The sequence below is a fragment of the Streptomyces sp. SolWspMP-5a-2 genome, from assembly GCF_900091845.1.
In the GTDB taxonomy this organism is placed as follows: domain Bacteria; phylum Actinomycetota; class Actinomycetes; order Streptomycetales; family Streptomycetaceae; genus Streptomyces; species Streptomyces doudnae.
This window is the reverse complement of sequence record NZ_FMCI01000257.1, coordinates 17,893-43,400: the sequence shown is the minus strand read 5'-3', so window position 1 is coordinate 43,400 and position 25,508 is coordinate 17,893. Positions and strand designations below refer to the sequence as shown.

24 protein-coding genes are annotated in these 25,508 nt (G+C 73.3%); 16 read left to right on the top strand and 8 right to left on the bottom strand.

What is annotated here, in order from left to right:
• The first annotated feature begins 3 nt into the window (after nucleotides 1-3).
• Nucleotides 4-699: a B3/B4 domain-containing protein gene (locus GA0115242_RS26340; protein WP_093832674.1), complete on the top strand. Its 696-nt coding sequence runs from the start codon at nucleotides 4-6 to the stop codon at nucleotides 697-699.
• Between the two features lie 22 nt (nucleotides 700-721).
• Here the strand turns inward: GA0115242_RS26340 and GA0115242_RS26335 are convergent, their stop codons facing one another.
• Nucleotides 722-1,450, bottom strand: coding sequence for a lysophospholipid acyltransferase family protein (locus tag GA0115242_RS26335; RefSeq protein WP_093832672.1), 729 nt, complete (start codon nucleotides 1,448-1,450; stop codon nucleotides 722-724).
• A 201-nt stretch (nucleotides 1,451-1,651) separates the two neighbouring features.
• Complete coding sequence (locus GA0115242_RS26330; protein WP_093832670.1) at nucleotides 1,652-2,068, bottom strand: DUF4395 domain-containing protein; 417 nt, start codon at nucleotides 2,066-2,068, stop codon at nucleotides 1,652-1,654.
• 75 nt (nucleotides 2,069-2,143) lie between these two features.
• Between GA0115242_RS26330 and GA0115242_RS26325 the strand changes: the two genes are divergently transcribed.
• From GA0115242_RS26325 to GA0115242_RS26305, 5 genes are all read left to right on the top strand, one after another.
• Nucleotides 2,144-2,557 carry a TlpA family protein disulfide reductase gene (locus tag GA0115242_RS26325; protein WP_093832667.1) on the top strand — a complete coding sequence of 138 codons (414 nt, stop codon included), beginning with the start codon at nucleotides 2,144-2,146 and terminating at the stop codon, nucleotides 2,555-2,557.
• Nucleotides 2,558-2,765: 208 nt separating this feature from the next.
• Nucleotides 2,766-3,275, top strand: coding sequence for a flavin reductase family protein (locus GA0115242_RS26320; protein ID WP_093832665.1), 510 nt, complete (start codon nucleotides 2,766-2,768; stop codon nucleotides 3,273-3,275).
• 229 nt (nucleotides 3,276-3,504) lie between these two features.
• Complete coding sequence (locus tag GA0115242_RS26315) at nucleotides 3,505-4,293, top strand: electron transfer flavoprotein subunit beta/FixA family protein (RefSeq protein ID WP_093832663.1); 789 nt, start codon at nucleotides 3,505-3,507, stop codon at nucleotides 4,291-4,293.
• Nucleotides 4,294-4,343: 50 nt separating this feature from the next.
• A complete protein-coding gene (locus tag GA0115242_RS26310) occupies nucleotides 4,344-5,306 on the top strand; it encodes an electron transfer flavoprotein subunit alpha/FixB family protein (protein WP_093832661.1) in 963 nt (320 codons plus the stop codon).
• A 153-nt stretch (nucleotides 5,307-5,459) separates the two neighbouring features.
• On the top strand, nucleotides 5,460-6,755 hold the full coding sequence (locus tag GA0115242_RS26305; RefSeq protein WP_093832659.1) for a DUF6986 family protein: 1,296 nt from the start codon (nucleotides 5,460-5,462) through the stop codon (nucleotides 6,753-6,755).
• An 18-nt stretch (nucleotides 6,756-6,773) separates the two neighbouring features.
• On the opposite strand, the gene GA0115242_RS26300 is transcribed toward GA0115242_RS26305, so the two are convergent.
• Both GA0115242_RS26300 and GA0115242_RS26295 read right to left on the bottom strand, forming a co-directional pair.
• A complete protein-coding gene (locus tag GA0115242_RS26300; RefSeq protein ID WP_093832657.1) occupies nucleotides 6,774-7,538 on the bottom strand; it encodes a hypothetical protein in 765 nt (254 codons plus the stop codon).
• Nucleotides 7,539-7,545: 7 nt separating this feature from the next.
• Nucleotides 7,546-8,595 (bottom strand): LacI family DNA-binding transcriptional regulator, encoded by a 1,050-nt coding sequence (locus GA0115242_RS26295; RefSeq protein WP_093832655.1) that lies wholly within the window; start codon nucleotides 8,593-8,595, stop codon nucleotides 7,546-7,548.
• A gap of 235 nt (nucleotides 8,596-8,830) precedes the next feature.
• On the opposite strand from GA0115242_RS26295, the gene GA0115242_RS26290 reads away from it, so the two are divergent.
• The 3 genes from GA0115242_RS26290 (at nucleotide 8,831) to GA0115242_RS26280 (ending at nucleotide 11,560) form a co-directional block, all read left to right on the top strand.
• Nucleotides 8,831-9,778, top strand: a complete 948-nt coding sequence (locus GA0115242_RS26290) for an ROK family protein (RefSeq protein ID WP_093832653.1) — start codon at nucleotides 8,831-8,833, stop codon at nucleotides 9,776-9,778.
• A 401-nt stretch (nucleotides 9,779-10,179) separates the two neighbouring features.
• A complete protein-coding gene (locus GA0115242_RS26285) occupies nucleotides 10,180-10,374 on the top strand; it encodes a hypothetical protein (protein ID WP_093832651.1) in 195 nt (64 codons plus the stop codon).
• A 145-nt stretch (nucleotides 10,375-10,519) separates the two neighbouring features.
• On the top strand, nucleotides 10,520-11,560 hold the full coding sequence (locus tag GA0115242_RS26280; protein WP_093832649.1) for an NUDIX hydrolase: 1,041 nt from the start codon (nucleotides 10,520-10,522) through the stop codon (nucleotides 11,558-11,560).
• Between the two features lie 161 nt (nucleotides 11,561-11,721).
• Here GA0115242_RS26280 and GA0115242_RS26275 read toward each other — a convergent pair whose 3' ends face one another.
• Nucleotides 11,722-13,077, bottom strand: coding sequence for a dipeptidase (locus GA0115242_RS26275; RefSeq protein ID WP_093832647.1), 1,356 nt, complete (start codon nucleotides 13,075-13,077; stop codon nucleotides 11,722-11,724).
• 136 nt (nucleotides 13,078-13,213) lie between these two features.
• Here GA0115242_RS26275 and GA0115242_RS26270 point away from each other — a divergent pair, with 136 nt between their 5' ends.
• On the top strand, nucleotides 13,214-14,545 hold the full coding sequence (locus GA0115242_RS26270) for a geranylgeranyl reductase family protein (protein ID WP_256089758.1): 1,332 nt from the start codon (nucleotides 13,214-13,216) through the stop codon (nucleotides 14,543-14,545).
• A 185-nt stretch (nucleotides 14,546-14,730) separates the two neighbouring features.
• Here GA0115242_RS26270 and GA0115242_RS26265 read toward each other — a convergent pair whose 3' ends face one another.
• The gene (locus GA0115242_RS26265) at nucleotides 14,731-15,390 is read right to left on the bottom strand and encodes a TetR/AcrR family transcriptional regulator (protein WP_256089757.1); all 660 of its coding nucleotides are present in this window, start codon (nucleotides 15,388-15,390) and stop codon (nucleotides 14,731-14,733) included.
• A 175-nt stretch (nucleotides 15,391-15,565) separates the two neighbouring features.
• Between GA0115242_RS26265 and GA0115242_RS26260 the strand changes: the two genes are divergently transcribed.
• The 5 genes from GA0115242_RS26260 (at nucleotide 15,566) to GA0115242_RS26240 (ending at nucleotide 21,010) form a co-directional block, all read left to right on the top strand.
• Nucleotides 15,566-16,879, top strand: coding sequence for a UDP-glucose dehydrogenase family protein (locus tag GA0115242_RS26260; protein ID WP_176729918.1), 1,314 nt, complete (start codon nucleotides 15,566-15,568; stop codon nucleotides 16,877-16,879).
• A 54-nt stretch (nucleotides 16,880-16,933) separates the two neighbouring features.
• Complete coding sequence (locus tag GA0115242_RS26255) at nucleotides 16,934-18,148, top strand: glycosyltransferase (protein WP_093832643.1); 1,215 nt, start codon at nucleotides 16,934-16,936, stop codon at nucleotides 18,146-18,148.
• 196 nt (nucleotides 18,149-18,344) lie between these two features.
• Complete coding sequence (locus GA0115242_RS26250) at nucleotides 18,345-19,979, top strand: MDR family MFS transporter (RefSeq protein WP_093832641.1); 1,635 nt, start codon at nucleotides 18,345-18,347, stop codon at nucleotides 19,977-19,979.
• A 259-nt stretch (nucleotides 19,980-20,238) separates the two neighbouring features.
• Nucleotides 20,239-20,466: a hypothetical protein gene (locus tag GA0115242_RS26245; RefSeq protein ID WP_141721750.1), complete on the top strand. Its 228-nt coding sequence runs from the start codon at nucleotides 20,239-20,241 to the stop codon at nucleotides 20,464-20,466.
• Between the two features lie 166 nt (nucleotides 20,467-20,632).
• Nucleotides 20,633-21,010, top strand: coding sequence for a MarR family winged helix-turn-helix transcriptional regulator (locus tag GA0115242_RS26240; RefSeq protein WP_161353284.1), 378 nt, complete (start codon nucleotides 20,633-20,635; stop codon nucleotides 21,008-21,010).
• A gap of 110 nt (nucleotides 21,011-21,120) precedes the next feature.
• Here the strand turns inward: GA0115242_RS26240 and GA0115242_RS26235 are convergent, their stop codons facing one another.
• A complete protein-coding gene (locus GA0115242_RS26235; RefSeq protein ID WP_093832635.1) occupies nucleotides 21,121-21,852 on the bottom strand; it encodes a maleylpyruvate isomerase family mycothiol-dependent enzyme in 732 nt (243 codons plus the stop codon).
• A gap of 85 nt (nucleotides 21,853-21,937) precedes the next feature.
• On the opposite strand from GA0115242_RS26235, the gene nadE reads away from it, so the two are divergent.
• Nucleotides 21,938-22,768, top strand: coding sequence for an ammonia-dependent NAD(+) synthetase (nadE, locus tag GA0115242_RS26230; RefSeq protein WP_093832633.1), 831 nt, complete (start codon nucleotides 21,938-21,940; stop codon nucleotides 22,766-22,768).
• Nucleotides 22,769-22,861: 93 nt separating this feature from the next.
• Here nadE and GA0115242_RS26225 read toward each other — a convergent pair whose 3' ends face one another.
• Nucleotides 22,862-24,067 carry an MFS transporter gene (locus GA0115242_RS26225; protein WP_093832631.1) on the bottom strand — a complete coding sequence of 402 codons (1,206 nt, stop codon included), beginning with the start codon at nucleotides 24,065-24,067 and terminating at the stop codon, nucleotides 22,862-22,864.
• Nucleotides 24,068-25,508: the final 1,441 nt, after the last annotated feature.

Sequence of the window (25,508 nt, the reverse complement as noted above, 5' to 3'; positions counted from 1 at the left end):
CCGATGACCCTCACCCTGACCGTGTCCGACGAGGTGCGCGCCCTCGCCCCCGGCTTCACCCCGCTCGTCATCGAGGCGCACGGACTCACCAACGGGCCCAGCACCGACGAGAGTTCGGCCCTGCTCGACGACGCGGCCCGCCGCCTCGCCGACCGCCTCCAGGGGCGTGCCCCGCACGAGGACCCGCACATGGCGGCCTGGCGCGCGCTCTACACGGCGTTCGGCGCCAAGCCCTCGCGCACCCGCAACTCGGCCGAGGCGCTGGCCAGAAGGGCCCTCGCGGACGGCGGACTGCCCCGCGTCAACCTGCTCGTCGACCTCTACAACGCGGTCAGCGTCGCCTGGCTGATCCCGGTCGGCGGTGAGGACCTCGACCGGATCGAGGGAAGCATGTCGCTCGAACGGGCCACCGGCGACGAGGAGTTCGTGACGACGGCAGGGGGCGAGGAGCTGGTCGAGCACCCCGACGCGGGCGAGGTGGTCTGGCGCGACGGGACGGGCGTGACCTGCCGCCGCTGGAACTGGCGCCAGGGGCCGCGCACCCGGCTGACCGAGCGGACCGTCTCCGGGATCTTCCTGCTCGAAGGACTCGCCCCGATGCCGGTCGCCGACGTCGAGGCGGCGGGCGCCGAACTCGCCGAACTGCTGGCGAAGTTCAGCCCCGGAGCACGGATCGAGGTACGGGCGCCGGGGCTGTGAGCGAGCCCCGCCGGGCCCGCGGTCAGCGCGCCTCGGCCGCCCGGACCTCTTCCGGGGTGGGCGCGGTGCCGCCGAGGTGGGCGGGCATCCACCAGGTGTCGTTCGCGTCCTTCGGACGGACCGGGTAGGCGCGCTGGGCGGCCTCCAGCAGCTCCTGCACCCGCTCGCGCACCTGCCGGGTGATGGCGCCCGCGTACTTGTCCCGGGACGCCTCGATGGCCTCGCCGACCCGGATGGTGATCGGGGTGTGGCTGCGCTTGAAGTTGCGCGGGTGGCCCTTGGTCCACAGCCGCTGCGTCCCCCACACGGCCATCGGCACCAGCGGGACGCCCGCCTCCTGGGCCAGCCGCGCGGCACCCGACTTGAAGCTCTTGAGGGTGAACGACGGCGAGATCGTCGCCTCCGGGAACACGCCCACGACCTCGCCGGACCGCAGCGAGGCCAGCGCGTGCGCGTAGGCGGCCTCACCCTGGTCGCGGTCGACCGGGATGTGCTTCATCCCGCGCATCAGCGGGCCCGAGACGCGGTGCCGGAAGACGGACTCCTTCGCCATGAAGCGAACGAGACGTTTCTGCGGCAGCGCGGCCAGGCCGTTGAAGATGAAGTCGAGGTAACTGATGTGGTTGCTGACCAGCACGGCGCCGCCCGAGCGCGGGATGTTCTCCGACCCCTGGCAGTCGATCTTCAGGTCCCACGCCTTGAACAGCGTGCGGGCGAATCCGATGACGGGACGGTAGACAAGCTCGGCCATGGACGGCGTGGGCCCTTCGTGCTCAGCCTGGGAATGGGGAGCTCCCGGCGGGAAGTTACGGAGCCGTAGGTTTACGGCATCTCGCAGATCGTGCCCGAAGAACGCGCGGGTGGCCAGTCCAAGTGCCCGGTAACCACGAGATCCTCGTCACGTCCGCACGGGCCCCGCCGACCGGCCCGCGCCCCCTCTCCCGTGCCGTCCTCAGCCGGCGCCCGCGGTCGCCCGGCGCAGCAGCAGATACGTCTCGCAGCCCAGGCAGAAGCCGAACGCGGAGTTCAGGAAGGCCGCCGCGAGCGCGACCGCGGTCGCCGCCGTGCCGAGCCACCCGGGCCCCACCGTGTAACCGACCAGACCGATCAGCGCGAAGGCCAGGCCCACCGCCTGGGCGAAGCGCGGCGGCTCGGGCGCCTCGAACGCGCGCGGCGGCCCGAGCCTGGGCCGTATCGCGGTGCGGAACAGCACGCCGTAGGGCGAGCGGCCCACGCCGAGCGCCGCGCCCAGCGCGAACGCCAGGGTCTGCCAGGCCAGCAGCCAGGCGCTGCCGGTGATCAGCACGGCCGCCAGGGCGGCGGTCGTCACGGCCGCGCCGAACCGGGGGCCTCGTACATCGATGTCCATGGGGGCAAGCATCACGCACCGGAACCGGTACGCGGCCCCGGGAATCTTTACGGTCTCGTGAACGCTCCCCCCGGTGTGACAGGACTGGTGGTGTGCCTGGCGGTGCTCGCGGTGGCGGGCGCCTACGGCGTGGTGCGGCAGCGGCGGAGCGGGAGGGTGCGGGTGCGCGGGCGGGACGACGGGAAACGGGTGGGCGCGGCCGAGTTGGGCGAGGCGCTGGGCGAGCGGGCCACCCTGGTGCAGTTCTCCAGCGCCTTCTGCGCCCCCTGCCGGGCGACCCGGCGGGTCCTGGGCGAGGTGGCCGACATGGTCCCGGGGGTGCGGCACGTCGAGATCGACGCCGAGCACCACCTCGACCTCGTGCGCGCCCTCGACATCCTCAAGACCCCGACGGTCCTGGTCCTGGACGCCGAGGGCCGGGTGGTCCGCCGCGCCACCGGGCAGCCGCGCCGCGCCGACGTCATCGCCGCGCTGGGGGAGGCGGTTTGACACCCGCCACCGGCGCGACGGGGCGCCCCGCGGAGGACAGGGCGCACTTGACTGTGTGTACCACCTATCGTCAACTTGACCGTATGCCAACGGAACTCCTGCTCCACGGGCGGGTCCACGTCGACCTCGGGCGCACCGCGAGCGCGGGCTGTCCGGGCCACTGAGCAACCACGGCCCGGTCGACCCCCCTCCGCGGAAGGACAGCTCCATGACGGCATCGCCCGACCTCGCAGCCGCCCAACTCGCCACGCCCGACCTGCTGCGCTCCGTCTTCCGGCGGCACGCGGCGGGCGTCGCCGTGATCACCGCCCGCGGCCCGGCGGGCCCGGTCGGCTTCACCGCCACCTCGCTCAGCTCCGTCTCGGCCGAGCCGCCGCTGCTCTCCTTCGGCATCAGCACCGGTGCCTCCAGCTGGCCCGCGGTCGCGGAGACCGACCACATAGGCGTGCACCTCCTCGCGGAGCACCAGCGCGACCTGGCGGCCACCTTCGCGCGCAGCGGCGCCGACCGGTTCGGCGCCCCCACGCGCTGGAGCGAGGGGCCCGAGGGCGTCCCGGTCCTGGCCGACGTGCGGGCCTGGCTGGTCTGCCGGATCGTCGGGCGGGTGCCGGCCGGCGACCACCGGATCGTGGTGGCCCAGGTGCTGGCGGGCGACCCCACGGGCCCCGGCCGACCGCTCCTGTACCACCAGGGCGGTTTCCACGGCCTGCGCGACTGACGACCGGTACGCCTGACCCGTCCCCGGTGCTGCACACCCGTCGAGTTCCGATTACGCTGCGTTGCAAAGGTCACAGTTCAAAGCGCTTGCTCAGCGGGAACGAACTGGATGTACTGGCGAGTAATATTTTGGTCGGAGCGCAGGTCGCCCCGACCGGGACGGGCTGCTTGAGGCGCCTATGCTGCCTTCAAGAGGCAGCCGAAAATGACGATGCAGTAGGAGAGCCGGCGTGAGCTTGAGGATCGTTGTCACTGTGAAGTACGTGCCCGACGCCACTGGCGACCGGCACTTCGCCGATGACCTGACCGTGGACCGGGACGACGTGGACGGTCTGCTCTCCGAACTGGACGAGTACGCGGTCGAGCAGGCGCTCCAGATCTCGGAGAACTCGGACGACGACGTCGAGGTCACCGTCCTGACGGTGGGCCCCGAGGACGCCAAGGACGCGCTGCGCAAGGCGCTGTCCATGGGTGCCGACAAGGCGATCCACGTCGAGGACGACGACCTGCACGGCACCGACGTCATCGGCACCTCGCTGGTGCTGGCCAAGGCGATCGAGAAGGCCGGCTACGACCTGGTGATCTCCGGCATGGCCTCCACCGACGGCACCGCCGGTGTCGTCCCCGCGCTGCTCGCCGAGCGTCTGGGCGTCCCGCAGGTCACGCTGCTCTCCGAGGTCTCCGTCGAGGACGGCAAGGTCACCGGCCGCCGGGACGGCGACGCCGCCTCCGAGCAGCTCGAGGCCGCCCTGCCCGCCGTCGTCTCGGTCACCGACCAGTCGGGCGAGGCCCGTTACCCCTCGTTCAAGGGGATCATGGCGGCGAAGAAGAAGCCGGTCCAGGCCTGGGACCTCTCGGACCTGGAGATCGACGCCGACGAGGTCGGCCTCGGCGGCTCCTGGACCGCGGTCGACGCGGCGGACGAGCGTCCGGCCAGGACCGCGGGCACCATCGTCAAGGACGAGGGCGAAGGCGGCAAGCAGCTCGCCGAGTTCCTCGCGGGCCAGAAGTTCGTCTGAGCCCGCCCCGCCGACCGCCCCTCACCCTCGTCTCGCAGGAGAGCAATCCCATGGCTGAAGTTCTCGTCTACGTCGACCACGTGGACGGTGCCGTCCGCAAGCCCACCCTGGAGCTGCTGACGCTCGCCCGCCGGATCGGCGAGCCCGTCGCCGTCGCGCTGGGCGCGGGCGCCGCCGACACCGCCGCGGTCCTCGCCGAGCACGGCGCCGTCAAGGTGCTGACCGACGACGCCGCCGAGTACGCCGACTACCTCGTCGTGCCGAAGGTCGACGCCCTCCAGGCCGCCCACGCGGCCGTCTCCCCGGCCGCCGTGCTGGTGCCGTCCTCCGCCGAGGGCAAGGAGATCGCCGCCCGCCTCGCGCTGCGCATCGGCTCCGGCATCATCACCGACGCCATCGACCTGGAGTCCGGCGCCGAGGGCCCGGTCGTCACCCAGTCGGTGTTCGCCGCGTCCTACACCACCAAGTCCCGTGTATCCCAGGGGACTCCGGTCGTCACGGTCAAGCCGAACAGCGCCGCCGTCGAGGCCGCCCCGGCGGCCGGTGCGGTCGAGGCGCTCTCCGTGACCTTCTCCGCGCAGGCGACCGGCACCAAGGTCACCGGCCGCACCCCGCGCGAGTCGACGGGCCGCCCGGAGCTGACCGAGGCCGCGATCGTGGTCTCCGGCGGCCGCGGCGTCAACGGCGCCGACAACTTCGCGATCATCGAGGCCCTCGCCGACTCGCTCGGCGCGGCCGTGGGCGCCTCGCGCGCCGCGGTGGACGCCGGCTGGTACCCGCACACCAACCAGGTCGGCCAGACCGGCAAGTCGGTGTCGCCGCAGCTCTACATCGCCAACGGCATCTCCGGCGCCATCCAGCACCGGGCGGGCATGCAGACCTCGAAGACGATCGTCGCCGTCAACAAGGACGCCGAGGCCCCGATCTTCGACCTGGTCGACTACGGCGTCGTCGGCGACCTCTTCGACGTGGTGCCGCAGCTCACCGAGGAGATCAACACCCGCAAGGGCTGATCCCCGCCGCTCGGCCCGAGGCCCTCGTGACCCCCGTGGTCGCGGGGGCCTCGGTCTGTCGGGGCGGAGGGTGTTGACCTGCGGGAAGCGACCCGGATAACTTCGCTGTGCGGATAGTTGATTCCGTAAGGCGGAAGAACTGGAGGGTGTGGGATGGGTCAGCAGGAGAAGGTGGCGACGAGCCTCGCGGGCGCCGTCAGCGACGAGATCAGCGCCTCCCTCGCGCCGGTCGACGCCGAACTGGAGCGGCGCTACCCCGGCGACCCGGGCACCCGCCAGCCCGTCCACACCGTGTACGTCCCCGGTGACGTCTTCGCCGCCGACACCGTCCGCTCCTGGGGCGACCAGGCCCTCGACGCCCTCGACCGGCACGCGCCGGACGCCGCCTCCTTCGCCGCCGTCCTCGGCCTCGCCGACGCCCTCGCCGTACCCGTCTACGAGCGGGTGCGCGCCAAGCTGGAGCGCGAGCCCGTCGAGGACCTGCGGGTCGACTTCGAGGACGGCTACGGAAACCGCCCGGACGACGAGGAGGACGCGGCCGCGGCCCGCGCCGCCCGGCTGATCGCCGACGCCTACCGCACCGGAACCGCCGCACCCTGCATGGGCATCCGGATGAAGTGCATGGAGGCACCGGTGCGCGACCGGGGCATCCGCACCCTCGACATCTTCCTCACCGGCCTGCTGGAGGCGGGCGGCCTGCCCGGCGGGCTCGTCCTGACGCTGCCCAAGGTGACCTACCCCGAGCAGGTCACCGCCATGGTCCGGCTCCTGACGGCGTTCGAGGAGGCGCGCGGTCTCCAGCCCGGCCGGATCGGCTTCGAGATCCAGATCGAGACCAGCCAGTCCATCCTGGCCGCCGACGGCACCGCCACCGTCGCCCGGATGATCCAGGCCGCCGAGGGCCGCGCCACCGGGCTCCACTACGGCACCTTCGACTACAGCGCCTGCCTCGGTGTCTCCGCCGCCCATCAGGCCAGCGACCACCCGGCGGCCGACCACGCCAAGGCGGTCATGCAGGTGGCCGCCGCGGGCACCGGCGTCCGCGTCTCCGACGGCTCCACCAACGTCCTGCCCGTCGGCCCCACCCCCAAGGTCCACGACGCCTGGCGCCTGCACTACGGGCTCACCCGGCGGGCCCTCGCCCGCGCCTACTACCAGGGCTGGGACATGCACCCCGGCCACATCCCGACCCGGTACGCGGCCGTCTTCGCCTTCTACCGCGAGGGCTTCGAGCAGGCCGCGGCCCGCCTCACCCGGTACGCCAACCGGACCGGCGGCGACGTCATGGACGAACCCGCCACCGCCAAGGCGCTCAGCGGCTACCTGCTGCGCGGCCTGGACTGCGGCGCCCTCGACATCGCCGAGGTGGCCCGCGCCACCGGCCTCACCCGCGCCGACCTGGAGGCGTTCGCCCGGCCCAGGCGGGCCGACCTGACGGCCTCCGCGTAGCCCGGAGCGCGGGCCCGGTCACCGGCGCCGGGCGGGGAGCGCTCGGGCGAGCCCTTCCAGCCCGGACGCCGTGACCATCCCCTCGGCGGCGAACAGCCGCGTCCCCGCCGCGCACAGCTCCGGGTCCGCCCGCGCCCGGCGGCTGAACTCCCGCGCGGTGTCCCCGAACAGCCTCCGCAACCCGGGGGAGTCCGCCAGGAGTCCGGTCAACAGGGCCCGCTGGTCGCGCAGATGGACCCGCGGGGAGCCGGAGCGGTCGAGCAGCACCCCGCGCCGGTTGACGTAACCGAACGCACCGGGCAGCACCGTCCCGTCCGCCAGCTCGATCCGCACCTCGGACGCGGGCAGCCAGACCCGCAGATAGTGGCCGTCCGGCAGCGGCACGCCCTCGCTCGCGTCGACCAGCGCGAGCTGCGCGGCGTCGAACCACGTCACGAACAACTCCCGTACCGTGCCCGGCGAGCGGAAGGGCGACGCCGACATGTACCCCATCACGCTGACGTGCGCCGAGACGCCGACCTCCAGGCCGGTCACCCCGGCCCGCGTCATCGGCACCGGGGAGGTGACACGGGCCGCGGCCATCTTGTGCCTGAGCTGTCCCGGCGAGGCGTTGGAGCCGACCGCGAGGACCGGCACACGCTCCGGGTGCGTGAGCCGCTCCAGCGGCAACAGCCGGTCGCCGTCCAGGAGTCCGGAGCCGACCGGCCACACCCCCGGGTAGCTCAGCGGGTGTTCGCGCGGCGCCTCGCCGAGCCCCAGCGCCTCCAGCGTGCGGTCGCGCATGAACCGCTCAGCTCGCCGGGGGGAGTTCGCCCGAACCGCGGGTGATCAGCCGGGTCGGCAGCTCGATCCGCTCGGGGGCGAGCAGCGTGCCGTCCAACTGGCGGAAGAGGCGCTCGGCGGCGGTCCGGCCGAGCGCGGCCGAGTCCTGTGCGACCACGGTGAGGCCCGGCTGGAGCAGGTCGGCCAGCTCGATGTCGTCGAAGCCGACCAGCGCGACCGGCCTGGCCCGTTCGGCGATGACCCGGATGGCGGTGACGGTCACCCGGTTGTTGCCGGTGAAGATGGCGGTCACCGCGTCCGGCCCGGACAGCATCTCCTCCGTCGCCCGCCGCACCCGCGTCGGATCGGTGACCCCCAGGGACATCCAGGAGCCCTCCACGGTGATCCCGGCGTCCTCCATGGCCGTCCGGTAGCCGCGCAGCCGCTCCGCCGCGGTGTGGATCCTCGGCATGTCACCGACGAAGCCGATCCTGCGGTGGCCGTGCGCGATGAGGTGGGCGACCCCGTCCCTGGCCCCGCCGAAGTTGTCGGAGAGCACCACGTCCGCGTCGATCCGCCCGGCCGGACGGTCCACGAACACCGTCGCGACCCCGGCCCGCAGCTCCGGCTCCAGGTACCGGTGGTCGTCACCGGCCGGGATGATCACGAGACCGTCCACCCGGCGCGCGCACAGCGCGAGCGCCAGTTCCTGCTCGCGGTCCGGGTCCTCCGCGCTCGACCCGTTGATCAGCAGCGCCCCGTGCGCCCGCGCCACCTCCTCGACGGCGCGGCTGAGCGGCCCGTAGAACGGGTCGGCGAGATCCTCCAGGACCAGGCCGATGCTGGCGGTGCGGCCCTTGCGCAGGACGCGCGCGCTGTCGTTGCGGCGGAAGCCCAGCGCGTCGATCGCCTCCTGCACCCGGCGTTCGGTCTCCTGGGTCACCCCGGACTCGCCGTTGACCACGCGGGAGACGGTCTTGAGTCCCACACCGGCGCGCGCGGCGACGTCCTTCATGGTGGGCCGGTTGCCGTAGCGGTGGGTGGGAACGCCTGCGGAGCGGCGGGCAGTCTCGGGCACGATGCGCTGTCCTTGTCCTGTCTCGTCCATAGGGGTGCGTCGGACCATAGGGATGTATGAGGATGTGGCGTCGAGCATAGAGCCTGGACAACGTTGTCATATGCGCGAGAGACTGTCCACCGCAATCTCCGGCCTGCGCCCCCACCGACAGACCGGTCCGCTCCTCTCCCGCGCCCGGTGGGAGAGGTTCCCAGTCGATGGGAGATCCGATGGTTGACGGGGAGATCCGACACTGATGCACACCGACCTCGTGGCAGCGCTCGACATCGGCGGTACGAAGATCGCCGGAGCGCTGGTGGACGGCCACGGCCAGATCCTGGTGCGATCCCAGCGCCCGACGCCCGCGCAGCGTGACGGCGAGACGGTGATGCGGGCCGTGGAGGAGGTGCTCGGCGAGCTGACGGCCTCGCCGCTGTGGGAACGGGCGGCGGCGCTCGGCATCGGCAGCGCGGGCCCGGTGGACGCCTCCGCGGGCACGGTGAGCCCGGTGAACGTGCCGGGCTGGCGGGACTTCCCGCTGGTGCGCCGGGTGCGGGAGGCCGTCTGCGGGCTCCCGGTCGAGCTGATCGGCGACGGTGTCGCGATCACCGCGGCCGAGCACTGGCAGGGCGCCGCGCGAGGTCACGACAACGCCCTGTGCATGGTGGTCTCCACCGGCGTCGGCGGCGGGCTCGTGCTCGGCGGACAGCTGCACCCCGGCCCCACCGGCAACGCGGGCCACATCGGGCACATCAGCGTCGACCTCGACGGCGACGCGTGCCCGTGCGGCTCGCGCGGCTGCGTGGAGCGGATCGCGAGCGGCCCGAACATCGCGCGCCGGGCGCTGGAGAACGGGTGGCGCCCCGGACCGGACGGCGACACCTCCGCCGCCGCGGTGGCCGCCTCGGCGCGGGTCGGCGACCCGGTCGCGGTGGCGTCGTTCCAGCGGGCCGCGCAGGCGCTCGCCGCCGGGATCGCGGCGACGGCCACGCTCGTCGAGATCGACATCGCGGTGATCGGCGGGGGCGTCGCCAAGGCGGGCGAGGTCCTCTTCACCCCGCTGCGCAAGGCCCTGGGCGACTACGCGACGCTGTCGTTCGTGCAGCGCCTCGCGGTCGCCCCGGCCCAGATGGGCACGGACGCGGGCCTGGTGGGCGCGGCGGCCGCCGCGCTGGCCCGGCGGGCGGACGCGGCGACGGTGTGAGACGGGTCGGGAGGGGGCCGGTGCGGGGGTGCGCCGCAGTAACGTTCCCGCCGGGGGGTTGCCGCCCCGGGGGCGCGGCCTCGCGGTCTGGGGACGTGGGTTCGCGGTGCGGGCGGGCGGGGTTGCGGCCTGCGTCCGGGGCTTCGCGACCCGGCTCCGTGGGCTTGCGGGCCGGCCGCGTTGGCTTGCGGTCCGACTCTTCGGGCTTGCGGCCTGTCGCCGTGGCCTCGCGGCTCGTTTCCGTGGTCTCGCGGCCCGGCTGTGTGGTCTCTCTGTCGGGCTCCGGGGCCCTGCGGGCGGGGTCTCGGCAGGGGCTTCAGGTGCGGTGGGATGTGCTTCGGACGGGGGTGGGGCGGGAGCCGGACCGTGACTCCTGCGGTGGTCGGGCAGTTGAGCAGGGCATGAAGAAGCGCAGCATGCTCGCCATCGCCTCCCTCGCCACCGGCTTCGTCGTCGCCGCGGTCAGCCCGTCGCACGCCGAGGACCACACCGTCCTGGACGACCTGAACGTCAAGGACACCGTCAGCGCGGTCGACCGGACCGTCAGCCAGGACAGCTTCGCCATGGACGAGCACAGCCTCGGCCAGAACGGCTGAAACCTGGACCCATGACCGCACGGCGGCGTCGGTGCCTCGTCAGGGAGGGCATCGGCGCCGCCGTGTGCTGCTACCGCACTCGCACTGGTTTCCGAGACGGGGTGAAACGGGCAAGCCTCAGTGGGTCGAGAGAAATGGGGGAACCGTGATCGTCTGGATCAATGGCGCGTTCGGCGCGGGGAAGACCACCACCGCACGGGAACTGATCGACCTGATCCCGAACAGCACGCTCTTCGACCCAGAGGTCATCGGCGCCACCCTCACACGGCTGCTTCCGGCCAAGCACCTCGCCGAGGTCAACGACTACCAGGACCTGCCGATCTGGCGCCGTCTCGTGATCGACACCGCCGCCGCGATGCTGGCCGAGCTGGGCGGGACCCTCGTCGTCCCGATGACCCTGCTGCGTCAGGAGCACCGCGACGAGATCTTCGGCGGGCTCGCCGCCCGCCGGATCGGCGTCCACCACTTCGTCCTCGCCCCGTCGGAGTCCGAGCTGCGCCGACGGGTGGCCGACCGCGAGGTCCCGGCCGAACCCGCCGACGGCGAGATACGCGTCCGGCAGTGGTCGTTCGACCACATCGAGCCCTACCGGGCCGCCCTCGCCTCCTGGCTCAGCGCCGACGCGCATCTCGTCGACACCAGCGCGCTGAGCGCGCGGGACGCCGCCGGACGGATCGCCGAGGCCCTCGGCAACGGCGAGGTGCCCGTCCGCGCCATCGTGCAGACGCCCGAGCCGACCGGCGAGACCCTCGCCTCCGGCGTCCTCCTCTTCGACGAACGGGACCGCATCCTGCTCGTCGACCCCACCTACAAGGCCGGTTGGGAGTTCCCCGGCGGTGTCGTCGAACCCGGCGAGGCACCCGCGAGAGCCGGTATCCGCGAGGTCGCCGAGGAGACCGGCCTGCACCTCGCGGACGTGCCACGACTGCTCGTCGTCGACTGGGAGGCGCCCGCACCGCCCGGGTACGGCGGGCTGCGGCTCCTTTACGACGGGGGGCGGCTCGACGCCGACGAGGCGGCCCGGCTGCTGCTGCCCGGCCCCGAACTGCGCGGCTGCCGCTTCGTCACCGAGGGCGAGGCCGCCGACCTGCTGCCGCCCGTCCGCTACGCCCGCCTGCGCTGGGCCCTGCGGGCGCGGGAGCGGGGCGCGGCGATGTACCTGGAGCGCGGCGTCCCGGTGCCGTGACCGGCCCGGCGCCGACGGGACGCGGACGGCAGTCCACGCGGGGACGGTTCCCGGGTCTTGGCGCCGCCGTGCTGTTCCGGTCCGTCCGGCGGTGGGACGGGTTCCGGCCGCACGCGCGGGTGCCCGGCACCGGACCTCCGGTGCCGGGCACCCGCGGGTGATCAGCCCGCCGCGTAGTTGCGCAGGAACAGGGCCTCCGTCACCGAGAGCCGCTCCAGCTCCTGCGGCGACACGCTCTCGTTCACCGCGTGGATCTGCGCCTCCGGCTCGCTCAGCCCGATCAGCAGGATCTCGGCTTCCGGGTAGAGCCCCGCGAGGGTGCTGCAGAGCGGGATGGAGCCGCCCTGACCGGCGTACTGCATCTCCTGGCCCGGGTAGGCGACCGCCATGGCCTCGGCCATCGCCGCGTACGCGGGGCTCGTGGTGTCCGCGCTGAACGCCTGGCCCTGACCGGTCTGCTCGGTGCTCACCCGGGCGCCCCACGGCGTGTGCGCCTCCAGGTGGGCCTGGAGCAGCTTGGTCGCCTCGACGCTGTCCACGCCCGGCGGCACCCGCAGGCTGACCAGCGCGCGGGCGCTCGCCTGCACCGACGGCGTGGCGCCGACGACCGGCGGGCAGTCGATGCCGAGGACGGTGACCGCGGGCCGCGCCCAGATCCGGTCGGCGATCGTCCCCGAGCCGATCAGTTCGACGCCGTCGAGCACCTTGGCGTCCTGCCGGAACTGCTCCTCGTCGTACTGGAGCCCGTCCCAGCCGGACGCGGGGGTGAGCCCGTCGACCGTCGTCGAGCCGTCCTCGCCGCGCAGCGAGTCCAGGACGCGGATCAGGGCGCTCAGCGCGTCGGGGGCTGCGCCGCCGAACTGCCCGGAGTGCAGGTTGCCTTCGAGGGTGTCGACGCGCACCCGCACCAGGGTCATGCCGCGCAGGGACGTGGTGACGGTGGGCAGGCCGACGCGGTAGTTCCCGGCGTCGCCGATGACGATGGTGTCGGCCGTGAGGAGCTCCGGGTGCTGCTCGGCGTACCGTTCGAGGCCGCCGGTGCCCTGCTCCTCCGAGCCCTCGGCGATCACCTTGACGTGCACCGGCACGCCGCCGTTCGCCTTGAGGGCGCGCAGCGCGAGCAGGTGCATGATGACCCCGCCCTTGCAGTCGGCAGCGCCGCGCCCGTACCAGCGGCCGTCGCGCTCGGTCAGCTCGAACGGCGGGGTGGTCCAGCCGGACTCGTCGAGCGGCGGCTGCACGTCGTAGTGGGCGTACAGCAGCACCGTCCTGGCCCCCTCGGGCCCCGGCAGATAACCGTAGACCGACTGGGTGCCGTCAGGGGTGTCGAGGAGCGCGACGTCCTCGAAGCCCTCGGCCCGCAGCGCGTCGGCGACCCAGCGGGCGGCGCCCTCGCTCTCGCTCCTGGGGAACTGGTCGAAGTCCGCCACCGACTTGAAGGCGACCAGTTCGGCCAGCTCCGTCCGTGCCCTCGGCATCAGCGAGGCGACGGTCTCGGCGACCGGATTCGACGACATGGGCACGCTCCTGGTGGGTGCGACGTTGTGACGTACAGGTGGATACGAAGATCCTCCCACAGTGGCCTGCGGTGACAGCCGCCGTAGGATGCGGGGGACAGTGCGGCAGACGGCTTGATCGGAGCAGCGGACCATCGTGAGCGGCGAGAACTCTTCGGCGGACGACGTGCAGCAGGTGTGGGACGTCGTGGTGGTGGGCGCGGGACCCGCGGGGGCCTCAGCGGCCTATGCGGCCGCGGTCGCGGGACGACGTGTCCTGCTGCTGGAGAAAGCGGAGCTGCCTCGGTACAAAACCTGCGGGGGAGGCATCATCGGCCCCTCCCGCGACTCCCTCCCGCCCGGCTTCGAGCTGCCCCTGCGCGACCGGGTGAACGCGGTGACGTTCTCCAACAACGGGCGCTTCACCCGGACCAGGCGGTCCCGGCAGATGCTCTTCGGGCTCATCAACCGGCCCGAGTTCGACCAGCAGCTCGTCGAGCACGCCCAGAAGGCGGGCGCGGAGCTGCGCACCGGCGTCACCGTGCAGCGGGTCGAGCAGCACGGCTCGGCGGTGCCCGACCGGCGCACGGTCGCGGTCGTCCTCCAGGGCGGTGAGACGCTGCTGGCGCGCGCCGTGGTCGGCGCCGACGGCAGCGCCAGCCGCATAGGCGCGCACGTGGGCGTGAAGCTGGACCAGGTGGACCTCGGTCTCGAGGCGGAGATCCCGGTGCCCGAGACGGTCGCCGAGGACTGGCGTGGGCGCGTCCTCATCGACTGGGGCCCGATGCGCGGCAGTTACGGCTGGGTCTTCCCCAAGGGCGACACCCTCACGGTCGGCGTGATCTCCGCGCGCGGTGAAGGCGCCGCCACCAAGCGGTACTTGGAGGAGTTCGTCGGCAGGCTCGGTCTGGCCGGGTTCGAACCGAGCATCTCCTCCGGTCACTTGACCCGTTGCCGGGCCGACGACTCACCGCTCTCCCGGGGGCGTGTGCTGGTCTGCGGCGACGCGGCCGGACTGCTGGAGCCGTGGACCCGCGAGGGCATCTCCTTCGCGCTGCGCTCCGGGCGGCTCGCGGGGGAGTGGGCGGTGCGGATCGCCGAGGCGCACGACGCGGTGGACGCCCGCCGCCAGGCGCTGAACTACGCGTTCGCCATCAAGGCGGGCCTGGGCGTCGAGATGAGCGTCGGCAAGACCATGCTGGCGATCTTCGAGCGCCGCCCCGGCCTCTTCCACGCGGCGCTGACCGGGTTCAGGCCCGCGTGGAACGCGTTCCGGGAGATCACCCAGGGCAAGACGACCCTCGGCGAACTGGTCCGCACCCACCCGATGGCCCAGCGCGGCCTGGCCGCCCTCGACCGCCGGGCGGCGGCCACCGCGGACCCGGCCGCGGCGACCGGGACGGCGGAGACCGCCGAGGCGGCGGAGGCCGACGAACAGCACGACGGCGAGCCGGGCGGCACGACGGGCAACCGGCCCGCCTCCTCCTGACGGACCGATCGCCGGGGCGGGCCGTCCGCGTCCGCCTCCTCGGCAACGGACGGGCCGGGAAGGGCCTCTCGCTTCTCCCCTGCGGGTCGGCCGTCCTCCTCTTCCGTCTCCGCCCCCAGGGGCAGGCAGGACCCCGCCTCCGGTCGACAGCCCCGGGGCGGGCCCGATCAGGCAGGCCCGCGCCCTCACTCCCCGGACATCGGGCACCGGCAGCAGCCCCCGGCCGGGCCCCCGCCGTCCTTGCCCTCCGGGTCGAGGAGCGAGTCGACGGCCACCCGCACGTACGGCAGCGTCCGGTCCGCGGCCGAGGTGAGGGCCGGGGTCTGCACGGCCAGCCGCAGCAGCGTCATCCCCAGCATCCACGCCGCCAGCAACTCGGCGCGGATCTCCGCGTCCGGCCCGTCCAGACGGCTCGCGAAGCTCTCCGAGAAGACCTCGGTGACATCCGCGCGCAGCCGTCCCACGGCCTCCTCCCGGCGCGGCGAGCGCAGCAGCGTCAGCACGGGATGCGGGACCTCGCCCTCCCCGGGACCGTCGAAGGCGACCTTGTGCAGCCACTCCGCCACGTCCTCCAGGGGCAGGTGGCGCAGGGGCTCGAAGAGGGCGGTGCTGCTGGTCGACACGGCATCGAACAGCCCTTGTTTTGAGCCGAAGTAGCGGTAGACGAGAGCGGCGTCGACGTCGGCGGTCCTGCCGATGTCGCGGACGCTCGTGCCGTCGTACCCGTATCTCCCGAAGCACCGGGCCGCGGCGCTCATCAGGGCCGCCCGGCTGCCCGCCGCGTCGTATCTGCGGGTCGTCGCGGAGCGGGCCCGGTCCGGTGCTGCGTCGTCTGGGGTGTCCACCTGGTACCTCCGCGTCGGCTGTTTCCGTCCATGTTCTCGGTCGTCGCGCGCCCTGTCGAAAAGCAGCCATCCAATGTCATCGATCGTTGACAAGTGGTCGCGTGATCCACGTACGTTGACGGCGCCCGCTCCACGGCGAACCGCTGCCCGAACGCTTCGAAAAAGGGTGATTCCCCTGACCTCTCGACGTGTCGTCGTCATTGGAACCGGCTATGTCGGCCTGACCACCGGCGCCTGTCTGGCCTCCCTGGGACACCGGGTCGTCTGCGCCGACACGGACCCGGGCAAGGTGGAACGGCTGCGCCGGGCCGAGGTCGACATCCTCGAACCCGGCCTGCCGGAGGCCGTCCGCGCCGGACTCGACCGCGGTCTGCTGGAGTTCGTGGGCGACCCCCGGGATGCGGTGGCGACGGCCGACGCCGTCTTCCTCTGCCTGCCCACCCCGATGGGCGTCGGCGGCGCCGCCGACCTGGCCGCCGTCGAGGCCGTCGCCGACGGGATCCGCGACCGGCTCCCGGACGGCTGCGTCGTCGTCAACAAGTCCACCGTGCCGGTCGGCACCGCCGAACGCGTCGCGGCGCTGCTCGCCCGGCCCGACGTGACGGTGGTCAGCAACCCCGAGTTCCTCCGCGAGGGACACGCCGTCCACGACTTCCTGCACCCCGACCGGATCGTGGTGGGCGCCGCGGAACCGGACGCGGCCCGGCGGGTGGCCGACCTCTACGCGGGCGTCGACGCGCCGCGCGTGCTCACCGACACCGCGGGCGCCGAACTCACCAAGTACGCCGCGAACTTCTTCCTCGCGATGAAGCTCTCCTTCGCCAACAACCTCGCCACCCTCTGCGAACGTCTCGGCGCCGACATCGACGACGTCGTCGCCGGGATCGGCCACGACCCGCGCATCGGCGGCGCCTTCCTCGCCCCCGGCCCCGGCTGGGGCGGTTCCTGCCTGCCCAAGGACACCCACGCGCTGCTGCGGGTGTGCGAGGAGTCCGGCGTCGAGTTCCCGCTGCTGCGGGCCACCATCGAGACGAACGTCGAGCACCAGCGCCGCCTGGTCGAGCGGATCGCCGCCCGGTGCGCGGGGGCCGACGGCTCCCTGCGCGGCGTCCGGCTGGGGCTGCTCGGCCTCACCTTCAAGGCCGGCACCTCCGACCTGCGCGACTCGCCCGCCCTGGCCATCGCCCGCCGACTGCGCGCCCTGGGCGCCGAGTTGCGCGCCTTCGACCCTGCCCTCAGCGAACTGCGCCCCGACCTCAGCGACCTCCTCACGGTCGTCGACACGCCCCTCGCCGCCGTCGAGGGCGCCCGCGCCTGCGTCGTCCTCACCGAGTGGCCCGACTTCCGCGACCTGGACTGGGAAGCCGTCGCGGACCGCCTCGCGACGCCCTTCGTCCACGACTTCCGCAACCTCCTCGACCCCGAACGCCTCGACCGGGCCGGGCTGTTGTGGGAGGGCGTCGGCCGCGCACCCGCGATGGCCCGCTGAACCGGACCCCTGCTCTCTCCTCACGCTCACCGACCCCCCACAGAAAGGCCCGTCGTGCGGGTACTGTTCACCACGATCGGTAGTCCCTCCCACGGCCGCGCCCAGTTGCCGCTGGCCCGCGCGCTCGCGGCGGCCGGACACGAGGTCCTCGTGGCCACCACCCCCTCCGTCGCCCCCGTCTTCGAACGCGACGACGTCCGCGTCACCGTCTCCATGGGCGACTTCTCCCCGAACTCCTTCATCACCCCCGAACTCGCCGAACCCGCCTCCCGCCCTGGGCTCGACGACGCAGCGCGCCAGGAGGCCCTGCGCGGCGTCCTGTTCCGGGTCATGGCGGGCCCGATGGCCACCGAACTACTCTCCCGCACCCTCCCGGTGGCCCGCGAGTTCCGCCCCGACCTCATCCTGCGCGACGGCATGGATCTGAGCGCCTGCCTGGTCGCCGAGCACCTCGGCGTCCCCCAACTCCCCACCCCCTCGGGCACCAGCAACCTCGTCGACCCGGCAGAGGTGCTGTCCGGCCTCAACGCCCTGCGCGCGAAGGAGGGGTTGCCCGCCCAGGAGGACCCGCTGTCGATCGTGCCGCACGGGCGCGTCGACTACGTGCCCGCGCCCTTCTCCTTCGCCGCGCACCTGCCGCCGTCGCTCGCCTACCGGCAGTCCGCCTCGGTGGACCGGGGCTCGGTGCTGCCCCGCTGGATCGCCGAACTCCCCACCGACCGGCCCCTCGTGCTCGCCGCCCTCGGCACCGCGCTCCCGCTGATCAAGAAGATGGTCGGCGAGGGGGACGGCGCGCGGTCACCGTTCCCGGTACCCGACGCGGAGCGCACACTGCGGTCGATGATCGAGGCGGTGTCGCGCCTGGAGGAGTGCACCGTCGTCGTCGCCACCTCGGGCATCCCCGCGGAGACCGGGGAGTTGCCCCCGCACGTCCACGTCACCGACCGGGTGCCGCAGCCGCTGCTCCTCGAATCGGTCGACCTGTTCCTCACCCACGGCGGCTTCAACAGCATCCGCGAGTCACTGCGCACGGCCACCCCCATGGCCGTACTGCCCCAGTTCGGCGACCAGTTCGCCAACGCGGCCCGGGTCCAGCGGCTCGGGCTGGGGCAGGCGGTCACCGACACCGCGCCCGACGGCATCGTCGACACGCTGCGCGCCGTGCTGGCCGACCCCGCCGTCGCGGCCAGGAGCCGCCAGGCCCGGCTGGCGATGCTGGCGCTCCCGGAGGTCGACAGCGCCGTCACCGACCTGGAGAAGCTCGTCTGACGGTCGGCCGACCGCCCGCGGGAGCCGTCCGGCCGTCACGCCGGGCGGCTCCCGCGCCCCCTCACCCCGCCGCGGCGACGAAGGAGACCCATGCCGTTCCCCCCACCCACCGCGACGGCGACACAGCGCCACACCCCACCGGGACCGCGCCCCGCGGACGTCCCGGCCCGGCCGGCGGCGTGAGCGGAGGCGGACCATGACCACCTCAGGCTCCGTCCCGCACGGCACCGTCGACGGCCCCGACCCGGCGGCGGACGCCCCCGCGCGGCCCACGCACCGGCAGATCGTCACCGTCCTGTCCGGCCTCATGGTCGGCATGTTCCTCGCCGCGCTCGACCAGACCGTCGTCGCCTCCGCCCTGCGCACCATCGCCGACGACCTGCACGGGCTGACCGCGCAGGCGTGGGTGACCACCGCCTACCTCGTCACCGGCACCATCGTCAGCCCCCTGTACGGGAAACTCTCCGACATCTACGGCCGCCGCCCGGTGTACCTGAGTGCCATTGTCCTCTTCGCCGCAGGCTCCCTGCTCTGCGGATTCGCCACCTCCATATACGAGTTGGCGGCCTTCCGCGCCGTACAGGGCCTCGGCGGCGGCGGGTTGATGTCCCTCGCCATGACGATCATCGCGGACCTCACCTCACCCCGCGAACGCGGCCGCTACCAGGGCTACATCACGGCGGTCTTCGCCGGAGCCAGCATCGCCGGACCCCTCGTCGGCGGGCTGTTCGCGGGGCAGGCCACGCTCTGGGGGCTCGACGGCTGGCGCTGGATCTTCCTGCTCAACGTGCCGCTCGCGGCGCTCGCCCTTTTGGTGGTCCTGCGCGTGCTGCACGTGCCGCACCGTCCGGTGCGGCACCGCCTCGACTACGGCGGAGCTGCGGCGCTCGCCGTCGGGATCGTCCCGCTGCTCGTCGTCACCGAGCAGGGCCGGGCCTGGGGCTGGGGCTCGGGCCGCGCGCTGACCGGATACGCGCTCGGCCTCGTCGGTCTCGTCGCCTTCGTGCTGATCGAGCGGCGGATGGGCGACGCGGCCCTGCTGCCCATGCGGCTGTTCCGCATCCGCGCGTTCCGGCTGGGCTCCGTCCTGCACTTCACCGTCGGCATCCCCATGTTCGGCGCCATGACGACGCTCCCGCTCTACCTGCAGCTCGCCCAGGGCATGAGCCCGATGCGCGCGGGCCTCGCCACCCTGCCCACCGTGGTGGCCAACGTGTCGGTGACGCTGCTGGTGGGACGGCTGATGGCGCGGACCGGCAAGTTCAAGATCCACCTGGTCGCGGGCGTCGGCTCGCTGACCTTGGCGCTGCTGGTCTTCGCGACCCTCCGCGCGGACAGCCCGCTCTGGTACGTCTCCGTCGGCATGCTGTTCATGGGGGCCGGGCTCGGCGCCGCCATGCAGACGATCACCACACTCGCCCAGTCCGAGGTGCCCCGCGCCGACATGGGCGCGGCGACCGCCTCGGTGAACTTCTTCCGCTCCAACGGCGGGACGGTGGGAGCGGCGGCCTTCCTCTCCGTCCTGTTCTCCCTCGCGGGCCCGCGGATCGCCGAACGCCTCGCGGCGGCGCAGAGCGACCCGTCGTTCGGGCGGCTGGCCGGGGAGCCGGAGAACGCCCGCGCGCTGGACGGCGTGCTGCGCCCCGACGGCGGCGTCGACCTGGAGGACTCGGCGTTCCTGCGCGCCCTCGACCCGCGCGTCGCCCACCCCTTCCTGGACGGGTACGTCAGCGCCCTGCAGGTGGTCTTCCTGGCGGGCGCGGCCGTCGGCCTCGTCGCCCTCGTGATCGCCGTATGGCGGGTCCCTGACACCAGGCTGTCGGCGGACTGAGGGCGGGGAGGCGGACCGGTGAGCAGGGTTCCCTGGGACGCGCGGGGACCCGTGGGGCGGGAGTTCCTGGTGGGGCGCACGGAGCCCGGTGCGCGGAGGGCCGTCGGAGTGGTGCCGGGGAGGTGTGACGCGCCTCGGGTGGTTGACGGGGCCGTGGCATTCGGGTGTTCGCTGTGGCACGCGGGTGACGCGCGGTTCGGGGCGGGGTGTGCCGGGGAGTTCTGTTACGTCCCCAAAACCCTCTCGATCGGGAGAAAACATGCGTATGCGTACCACCATCGCCGCCGGCCTCCTCGCCGTCACGGCCGTTCTCGGCAGCGCCGGCTCGGCTCTGGCCCACGACCGTGGCGACGACCACTCCAGTGGCGGCTTCGCGGCCTGCGGCATGGTCGCGGGCGCGGGCAACGGTCACGGGTTCTACGGCAACGGCTGTGCCGGGGCCCACTGGAAGGGCAACGCGCCGACCCTGGGCCGTTTCCCCTTCTGACCCAGCCGAGAGGCGAGCTCCAACGGGCCCGTGCCGCGTCGGTCGGCACGGGCCCGTCATGCTCACGGCAGCCGTCCGCCGCCGGGCCGGGCGCCCCGGCAGCCCTCCCCAACTCGGGCGTGCACGAAGGGAGTGCGGTGCGCGGACGGTCTGCTACGGTGCGCGGATGGCGGGGAAGAAGGCCGAGCAGGCGCTCGTCGACCGGTGGCGGGACATCCTCGCGCTGCACGCGCGCACCCAGTGCGAGCTTGACCGGGTCCTGCACCGACACGGCCTGTGCGGCAGCGACTTCGAGGTGATGGACGTCCTCGCGGCGGACCCCTGCGGCTTCCGGGTGCAGGAGATCTCCGAGCGCGTCCACCTCAGCCAGAGCGCGCTCTCCCGCCTCATCGCCCGCCTGGAGACGGACGCCCTCGTCGCCCGTGCCATGTGCCAGGAGGACCGGCGCGGGGTGCGGGTCACGCTGACGGAGAAGGGCCGCGCGCTGCACGGCCAGGTGCTGCCGGTGCAACGCGCGGTGCTCACGCGGATGTTGGCGGACTGAGGCACTGACCGGGCGCCGCGGAGCGGAGTCCTGCGACTTACCCACCTGCGTCCGTACCCCCGGGGTCCCCGACGTCCTTTCCCGGGGCGGCCGTTCGGGCGGTCGGCTCCTCACACCGCCGACGTCGACCGCCACAGCCCGGCGACGGCGGTGTCGCCGGTGACGGCGGGGAACGGTGCCCGGTTCCACAGCGCCAGGTACAACTCCGCCGCCGTGCCCGCCACTTCGCAGTCGGCGTCCCCCGCGTCCCCGCGCTCCGTCACCGGCGTCTCGGGGGAGAGCCGTACCGTCCACGTGGCGCCGTCGCCGTCCGTGGTGCGCACCCGCAGCACCCGGGGCTCCTCGGTGCGGACCCGGCTGTGGGAGCGGCCGTGGAAGCCGCGCAGCACCTCGTCGATGCCGTCCGCCGCGAAGGCGGGGTCGATCGGGGTCGGCGTCCCGCGCCGGGCCGACTCGGCGTCCACCCGGTGGATCGAGGTCTCGTGGGCCTGTCTGCGCGCCCAGAAGGCGAGCGGCGAGGGAGCGGGCAGGAAGTGCCAGCAGTCCAGGTCGGGGGAGGCCGCGGCCAGCGCGTCGACCAGGTGCCGGTGCCCGAGCCGGAACCAGCCGGACAGCGCGTCGCCGTCCAGGCCGGGCGCCGCCGGGAGGGGCCGGGAGGAGGTGTGCCCCTCGGTGACGAACGCGGTGGCCCACCGGTGCACCACCCCGGTGTGCCCGACGAGGTCCTCGATCCGCCACTCCGGGCAGGTCGGCACCCGCGCGCCGGGACCGGCCTCCTCGGCGGCCACGGCCAGCAACCGGCCCTCGCGGTCCAGGGTGCGCACGAACTCAGCTGTCTCCATGGCGCGAGTGTGCCGGACGATGGACGATCATGTCAGGTGACACCGTCCCGCCCATGAGCACCACCAGCGACCCAGAGGAGCCACCGTGACCGACCAGGAGTCCGCGTCCGTGCAGGAGACGATCGCCCAGGACCTGCTGGTCACCCGCGACTTCGACGCGCGGACGGAGATCGAGCGCCGAGTGGCCTTCCTCGCCGACCAGTTGACCTCCACGGGGCTGCGCGCGCTGGTCCTCGGCATCAGCGGCGGGGTCGATTCCACGACGGCCGGGCGGCTGTGCCAGCTCGCCGTCGAGCGCGCGCGGGCGGCGGGACACCAGGCCGTGTTCCACGCGATGCGGCTGCCCTACGGGGTGCAGGCCGACGAGAAGGACGCCCGGCTCGCCCTGGAGTTCATCCGCGCCGACCGGGTCCACACCGTCGACGTGCGGCCCGCGAGCGACGCCGCGCTGGAGGCGGTGCTGGCCGGGGGCACGGTGTTCCGGGACCCGGGCCACCAGGACTTCGTGCACGGCAACATCAAGGCGCGCCAGCGCATGATCGCCCAGTACGCGGTCGCCGGGGCGCACGACGGGCTGGTCGTCGGCACCGACCACGCGGCCGAGGCGGTCTCCGGCTTCTTCACCAAGTTCGGGGACGGCGCCGCCGACGTCGTCCCGCTGACCGGGCTCACCAAGCGGCGGGTGCGGGCCGTCGCCGAGGCGCTGGGCGCACCGGCGGAACTGGTCGGCAAGGTCCCGACGGCCGACCTGGAGACCCTCAACCCCGGGCTGCCCGACGAGGACGCGCTCGGGGTGACCTACGACCACATCGACGACTTCCTGGAGGGCAGGCCCGTCGACGGGGAAGCGGCGTCGGCGATCGTGCGCCGGTACCGGGCGACGGAGCACAAGAGGCGGCTGCCGATCGCGCCGTGAGGGGTGCCCTGAGCGGGGTGCGTGACCGGGCGGGTGGTCGTACGCCCCGTCGTCGCGTCAACCATCCGTCGGCGCACCGTTCATGACGGGACGTCAGTGCGTCTCGGCCGGTCGGCCCGTCGCGGCGCGGGTCGTGAAGCCGATGGTCGCCGCCGCGGCGGCCAGGATCGCCACGCTGGTCAGGGCGGCGGGCAGGGAGAGCCAGTCGGCCATGAAGCCGATCGTCGGCGGCCCCAGCAGCATGCCGCCGTATCCGAGGGTGGAGGCGATCGCCACCCCGTCCGGGCCCGCCACCGCGCCCGCCCGTTCGATGGCCACCGGGAAGAGGTTGGCCAGGCCGAACCCCGCGACCGCGAAGCCGAGCAGAGCGGCCCAGGTCGCCGACGCGAGCGCGCCGAGCAGCATCCCGGCCGCGGCCGTCGCCCCGCCGAGGACGATCACCCGGGTCGTCCCGAGCCGCATCAACTGGGCGGTCCCGGAGAGCCGTCCGGCCGTCATGGCGAGCGCGAAGAGCGAGTAGCCCGCCGCCGCGAGCCCGGCCGAGGTGTCCAGGTCCTGTTCCAGGTGCAGGGCGCCCCAGTCGGCCATCGCACCCTCGCCGTAGGCCGTGCAGAGGGCGATGACGCCGAACGTGACGACGATGCCGCGCCGACCGGCGGACGGACGGCGGGACGCGGCCTGCCCGGGGTCGCGCGGCTCGGACGACGGCCCGGACAGCGGCTCGGGGGCCGCGGGACGGAGCCTGATCAGGGCGGGGCCCGCGATCGCCGTCACCAGCAGGCTGATCGCGGCGAGGCCGGTCAGGTGCTCCGTGGGGGTCAGGGACCCGGCGACCAGCCCACCGAGCCCGGCGCCCGTCATGGCGCCCAGGCTGAAGGCCGCGTGGAAGCTCGGCATGATCGGTCGGCGCAGGGCCGCGACGAGGTCGACGGCGGCGCTGTTGAAGGCGACGTTGATCCCGCCGTACGCCGCGCCGAACAGCAGCAGCACCAGGCCGAGGGAGAGCGCGGAGTGGGTGAGGGGCGGCAGCGCGACACTGAGCGAGAGCAGGACCGCGCAGACCACGGTGACCTGGTGGCTGCCCCAGCGGCGGCAGAGGCGGCCGGTGAGGGTCATCGTGATGACACCGCCCGCCGAGACGCCGAGGAGGGCCAGGCCGAGCGCGCTGGCGGAGGCGCCGATCTGGTGCTTGATCGCGGGGATGCGCACGACCCAGCCCGCGAAGACGAAGCCGTCGAGGGCGAAGAAGAGGGTGAGGGCCACGCGGAGGCGGCGGAGGTGGCTTGCGGTACCCGGCACGACACTGTGCGAGCGGGTTTTGTTTATTAGCGGCACAAAAGAAGGCTAGGTGAGGGGCGGGGACGCGGCAAGGAGGTACGGCTCACGTGGGCGCGGACGGGAGCTGGGGGTGGAGGACGGGACCCGGGGGTGCGGACGGGACCCGTGGGGGTGGGGGCGGGGAGGGGGCCCGCGGAGGCGGGGACGGGCCGCAGGGTCGTGGACGGGGTCGCGGGGTCGCGGGGTCGGGGGTGGGTGTGGGTGGGGAGTGATCGCGCGGTGGCCGGTCGATCGGCCCGGTAGGGGGTCCGCGGTCGGCGTCCGCATGGGCGGATGGCCCCCGAAGGCACCTGGCCGGAACGGCCTCCCGGATGATCACGGCCACGACGTCGAGCCTGTGCCGGTGTCGCCGGGGCCACTCCTCGGGGGCGTCGGAGAGGTGTCGGTCCCGGTGGTGATCTGTCGGCGGTCTGTCGGGGGCGGGCGCGATCTTGGGCAGGTCGACGCCCGCCGCGAGCGGGCCAGCCGAGCGCAAGGAGCCCGTCATCGTGTCGTCCGCAACTCCCCAGCGGCTCGCAGGGGCCGGGAGGCGGCGACACCACGTCGAGCCCACGCACCCTCGGGCTTGACCCACATCGCCGCCAGTACACCTGAAGCGATGAATGTCGGGCCCGTGCCGCATGGCAAGCTTCAGGGGCAGTACTTGGGGGCGGCGAGGTTCGAACGCTCGGGCCTAACGGATCAGGCGCCTCCTCCGCCTCCGCCTCCGCCGTCTTCTCCTCCGCCTCCGCCTCCGCCTTCGCCTGCGGGACCGAGGTAGGCTTCGCCATTTGGCCCATAGCCATTCGCGCCGTATCCGCCGTCGGACCCGAATCCACCGAAGGCATTCTCGAAGTCAGCTCCTAGGTCGGCGACGTCTCCTGAGCTGTTGAAGCAGGGAAGTGGGTCGGTCGGTGGTGCTGCCCGTCTCCTCGTACTCGTGGACTCGCCGTCGTGCGTGCAGCGAGTTTCGGTGTAGTGGCTGTGTGCGGCGGAGCCCGAACGGTGATGGCTGGCGCTGCGGCGATCATCTTCCCGGGGCGACAGCGTGCGCAGAGGTGGTGGTCGCGGTGACCGCCACGCTCAGGAGGGTGCTCGCGGCGAAAGTTCGGGCCGCCTGCCTGATGTAGTTCATGCCGCCAGTACAGGCCAGCCTCTCGATGGCGGCCACTCGGCAGGCGCATTCGGCGCTACGCCCGGCTGCATGAGTGGAGAAAAGCCTCGGTTGCTGCTGCCTTGCGTCGAACGGAGGTTGGAGCGGCTCGCCGACCGTATGAACGATCCCCGCCGTTCCTCTTACCTCTGACCTGCTGTACCTCTGACGCACGCCCTGTTGGTGTGCGTCAGAGGTGCCTTTTTGTGTGCCCGGAGCAAAACCCCCTGGGAACAAGGTCACTTGGGGTCCTATGGTGATGCGAGTCCA